The organism is Thalassospira sp. UBA1131 (assembly GCF_002311515.1).
In the GTDB taxonomy this organism is placed as follows: domain Bacteria; phylum Pseudomonadota; class Alphaproteobacteria; order Rhodospirillales; family Thalassospiraceae; genus Thalassospira.
Map to the genome: position 1 here is coordinate 1 of NZ_DCAO01000027.1, position 4,816 is coordinate 4,816.

At 54.6% G+C, this 4,816-nt stretch carries 6 protein-coding genes; 2 read left to right on the forward strand and 4 right to left on the reverse strand.

Annotated elements, in window-relative coordinates:
- Window positions 1-728 (reverse strand): AraC family transcriptional regulator (locus B3Z49_RS03940; protein ID WP_296988368.1); only part of this gene is annotated, 728 nt, incomplete at its 3' end.
- Window positions 729-978: 250 nt separating this feature from the next.
- On the opposite strand from B3Z49_RS03940, the gene B3Z49_RS03945 reads away from it, so the two are divergent.
- A complete protein-coding gene (locus B3Z49_RS03945) occupies window positions 979-2,049 on the forward strand; it encodes an EAL domain-containing protein (RefSeq protein WP_296988370.1) in 1,071 nt (356 codons plus the stop codon).
- 15 nt (window positions 2,050-2,064) lie between these two features.
- Here B3Z49_RS03945 and B3Z49_RS03950 read toward each other — a convergent pair whose 3' ends face one another.
- On the reverse strand, window positions 2,065-2,691 hold the full coding sequence (locus B3Z49_RS03950; protein WP_296988371.1) for a TetR/AcrR family transcriptional regulator: 627 nt from the start codon (window positions 2,689-2,691) through the stop codon (window positions 2,065-2,067).
- Window positions 2,692-2,852: 161 nt separating this feature from the next.
- Between B3Z49_RS03950 and B3Z49_RS03955 the strand changes: the two genes are divergently transcribed.
- Window positions 2,853-3,692 (forward strand): NAD(P)H-binding protein, encoded by an 840-nt coding sequence (locus tag B3Z49_RS03955; RefSeq protein WP_296988372.1) that lies wholly within the window; start codon window positions 2,853-2,855, stop codon window positions 3,690-3,692.
- Window positions 3,693-3,789: 97 nt separating this feature from the next.
- On the opposite strand, the gene B3Z49_RS03960 is transcribed toward B3Z49_RS03955, so the two are convergent.
- Both B3Z49_RS03960 and B3Z49_RS03965 read right to left on the reverse strand, forming a co-directional pair.
- Window positions 3,790-4,506, reverse strand: a complete 717-nt coding sequence (locus B3Z49_RS03960) for a GntR family transcriptional regulator (RefSeq protein WP_008890675.1) — start codon at window positions 4,504-4,506, stop codon at window positions 3,790-3,792.
- A gap of 55 nt (window positions 4,507-4,561) precedes the next feature.
- The coding region (locus B3Z49_RS03965) for a TRAP transporter large permease subunit (RefSeq protein ID WP_296988373.1) at window positions 4,562-4,816 on the reverse strand (255 nt) is incomplete at its 5' end.

Consider the following 4,816-nt stretch of genomic DNA (forward strand, 5'->3'; position numbering starts at 1 on the left):
CGGCGGGAAAAAGCACGCGAAAAGGCGCTTTGATCGGCAAACCCGACCGCATTTGCCAGATCGGACATCGAAAGGCGAATTTCAGGATCACGCAAAAGCGCCATGGCCATTTGCAGGCGTTGCTCGGTCAGCCAGCGCATCGGGCTTGTCCCGACATGTTTTTGGAAGGCACTAAACAGGCTGCTCTCCGATTGGGCCGCGATGGTCGCCATGTCACTAATCGTGATGTCTTCGCCCAAGCGGGCCTCCGCCCATGCCATGGTACGGACGAGCCGTGATGGCAGCGCCGCCATGCCAAAGGTATTCCCGCCACGGCTCTTACGGCTGCGCAGTAAAAGCGTTTTCAGGCAATCGAGCATATCTGTTTGGGATTCGTGATCGTGTAGCGGTGCAATAGCCTGCAACAGCGCGACCAGCCCCCTCTGATGCCCCAGTCCCACTTCAAGATACGTCGCTGCACTGCCATGGCGATGCCAAAGCGCCTCAAGACCGGTGCGATGGGCCAGATCTGCATCGACATCAAGGACAAGGAACCGGTTTAGTCCCTCCGCACGATAGGCATGGGTTTTACCCGCCTCGACAAAGGCCAGTTGGCGACCGCACACCTCACCACCACGCCCTTCGACCTCCATCTCAAGCTTGCCCAGCTCGGAAATGATGATCTGGTGGAAATCGCCGTGGCTATGGCTTTGTGCTTCGGGGCGGTATTGCCGCATGCTGTAATGCATCAGATCCTCGGTCTTACAGATTGACGGGCAAAGTTTATCAGTGCTTTTCGCAATGATAAATCCTTTCGCGCAGCGTCTTGATTGATCGCCTGCCGTAAACATCGCCGTACAGGATAAAGTGCCGTACAAATGTATTGATTGACGCAGGATTTATTGTCGCTGCGCACCATATGTTACAGTATGTTAATCAGAAGAATTGCCGATCAGGAAAAGCCACCGGCACGAATAAGGACCAGACGGGGAGATTGAGGTGACCTATTGTGAAAAATGTGATGCGGTTCCTGAAATCGCACCTGCAAACGGGACACTCTTTCTCTGGCCGCCAGTTGCCCATACCACCGGCAAAATCCTGGCCGGTGCGAAATCAATCGGCATAGAGGTCGAAAAAACACCGTCTGTCGCAACACTATCCATCCATTACACCCGTCCGGGTCTGCGGGCGCTGATTGATGCCATATCAGGCAATCTCCTTCCCGAAGAACTGTCGGACACCAAGGCATTGATCATGCCCGGCGTTCAGCGCCCCGAAATCGATGACATCGCCCAGATTACAAGCCTTGGCGCGATCCGTGCGGCAATCGGTGCAGAATGGCTGGGTGATCTGTTGCGCGACAACCGGTTGAATTCGGTATTTCAGCCGATTTTTGACATCAACGACCTTGGTAAACCCTATGCCCACGAATGCCTTGTCCGCGGTGAAAGTGCCACCGGCGATGTGATCAATCCGGGCCAGCTTTTTGATGCGGCCCAGTCCGCGACCCTGCTGTTTCAGCTTGATCGCGCGGCACGTGCGGCCAATGTCCGCAATGCCCACAAGGCTGGCGTGAAAGGTAATCTGTTTATCAACTTCACGCCGAGCTCGATCTATGATCCGGATTCTTGCCTGCGTTCGACCATCGAAGTCGTCGAGGAGTGCAATCTTGATCGCAGCAATGTTGTGTTCGAGGTGATTGAAACCGAAAAGGTCCGCAGTACGGCACATCTGAGCGCCATTCTTCAGTCCTATCGTGATTCGGGTTTCCGGGTTGCGCTTGATGATGTCGGATCAGGCTATTCGACGCTAAACATGTTGCCGGAATTGCGCCCCGATATCATCAAGATCGACCGTGAACTGGTTGATCACGTCGATCATGACAAATTCAAACAGGCGATTGTCAGCAAGCTGATCGCGCTGGCCAAGCAACTTGATATCGAAGTCATCGCCGAAGGTATCGAACGCCAGGAAGAACTCGATTTCCTACGTGATCACGATGTTGACTATGTGCAGGGCTTCCTTCTTGGCCGCCCTGCCCCGACCCCCTTTACCGCCAAGGCAGGCTAACCACGCGCAAATGACCTAAACCCGGGCCATATCAGCCAGTTCGCGGCCGACCATCCGCTTGTAACTTGCCACAATCTCGCGGCCCTCGTTGCGCGGGACAGCGATGGCAAGCCGCATGGTAGCTTCGCCGGAATACATGATCAGCAAACACCGTGCGGCGATTGTTTTGAAATCACCATCATTGTCGCGCACGCGCAGGATTGCCTTGGCGAGAAGGTCCGCATTGGCACGGCTGACCTCCATTTCCATATCGCGCAGTGTCTTGTCAGCTTGGGTGCCGGTCCAGATATCGCAAATCACCGGTTCGGCCAAAAACAGCTCGTAATAGGTGTCAATCAACCGGTCAAAGGCTTGAAGCAAAGCATCAGGCGAGTTTACCTCTGCAAGTGCCTCTTCGATGCAATGGAGGGATTCGGCATTATAGCGATCGGCAAGCGCATGAATGATCGACGCCTTATCGGGGAAATACTGATAGAGCGATCCGATGGAAATCCCCGCCTTTTCTGCGACCTCCCCCATCTTGATGGCATCGCTGCCGTGGACTGAGATCAGCTCGCAGGCGACTTTCAGAATGGTATCGACCCGTTCGCGACTTCTTTTTTGGGTCGGTGCGCGGCGCATTTTTTTCACGTTATCAGACAACGCGTTAGATCCTTTATCCTCGAAATATCCCGGCATCGTGGCACAGGTTTCACAGGCTTATGATGGGTCAAAGCTCTTGACGATCAAAATATGAGGATTTATCACATTTGGCAAATGTGAGGATTCCTCACATTTTGAAAACCCATTCAGGAGCCAATTTGATGCCAACCAATTCCCGCTTTCTTGTTCTTGGTGCGACGGCGAAAACCGGCCGCCGCGTTGCCGAAAAACTCATTGCCCTTGGTCATGATGTGCGTGCTGTTTCACGCAGCACGACACCCGCCTTTGACTGGACCGATCCAACGACATGGGATGATGCCCTGCGTGATCGCGATGCGGTCTATGTCACGTTCCAGCCCGATCTTGCCGTTCCGGGATCAGATGACACCATCGCAAGCTTTGCCAAGCGCGCGCTGATGCATGGCGCAAAACGCATTGTGATGCTATCTGGCCGCGGCGAAGAAGCCGCCCACCGTGCCGAAGACGCCCTGCGTCATTCCGGGGCGGATGCGACGGTGCTGCGCGCCAACTGGTTCTTCCAGAATTTCAACGAAGACCTGTTCCTGCCCTATATCCAGCAAGGCACCCTCGCCCTGCCCGCAGGTGACACGCCCGAACCGTTTGTTGATGCCAATGACATTGCCGAATGCGCGGTTGCCTGCCTGCTCGATAACAGCCATATCGGCAAGACCTATGAGCTTTCCGGGCCGAGTGCTGTCACCTTTGCCGATGTGACTGAGATGATTTCCAGTGTTGCCAACCACCCGGTCAATTTCGTGGCCATCACCGTTGATGAATTGGATGCCGGACTTGAAGCAGACGGCATGCCCGACGAAGTCCGTGGCCTGATGCGCTATCTGTTTTCCGAAGTCCTTGATGGCCGCAACAGCCAGCCGACCAGCGATGTATATGAAATTCTCGGCCGTCAGCCCAACAGCCTGCGCAACTTCGTCGAAGAAGCCGCGAAAACCGGCATCTGGGACGTCGCCAAACGCGCCTGATACAACGCAAACGGCGCGCTGCAATCATGCTGCGCGCCGTTTGGTTTATCTTATGCCTACTTGCCGGACGGCCCTATTCCTCACCGCCGCGCAAAGATCAGGAAAACAGCGTTTTGTTTTCTTCGATGATCTGGGGCAGACGTTCCATAGTGCCTGAAAGGTGCTTGCGCATTTCCAAGCTCGCCAACGCGCCATCACCGGACTGGACGGCATCAATGATCGCCTTGTGACCTTCAAGCACCGAAACCATTTTGCCCGCCCGCGGCAGATCAAGGGTTCGTACACGCGCCAGATGACCACTGCGTGCGGTGATCTGCAAATGCAGGTTTGACTGGTTCACCCCGTTAAACAAAGCCGCGTGGAAGGTTTCATCAAGTTGTTTGAACAGGTCGATCTGTTCGATATCGCCAACCAGTGCTTCCTGCATTTTGACAATGCCCTTGGCCTTGACGACGGCCGGGGAATCCTTCGCCTCGGCCAATTGGCGGACGACCTCGCATTCCGCAGCAACCCGGAGGAAATGTTCCTCGCGGATGCGGGCAACATCGATCTTGGTCACAACGGTACGCGACTGCGGATAGGACACCACCAGACCATCTTGTTCAAGGCGCAAAATGGCTTCTCGTACGGGGGACTGGCTGACATTGAAACTTTCAGCCAGTTCCGCCCGAACAAGCGTGGTTTCCGGAAGCAGGGACAGAGAAACAATCTGGTTGCGGACTTCTTCATAGACCAGCGCAGATGCCGGAACATGCATGCTGGTTTTCACCGATCCGTCATGCATCGAAATCAGTCCGCCCGTTGATGTGTTCATGTTTTTGTGTCTCCCTGGCATTTGCCTACATGCCCCTGTTGGACTGAAGTTGTCATTACATCAATGTATTGGGCAACAGCAATGTCAAAGCGGGTATTGCTGCCAGCAGAACGAAGAACAGCGCCATGGCAACAAAGAACGGAATGGATGCACGTGTGTATTCCCCGGTCTTAACACCCAAAATGCCGCAGACCGTAAACATGATCACGCCCACTGGCGGCGTCAAACCGCCAAAATTGATCAGGGTGACAATCAGAATGCCCATATGCACCGGATCATAACCGGCACTGACCAGAACCGGCATGACGAT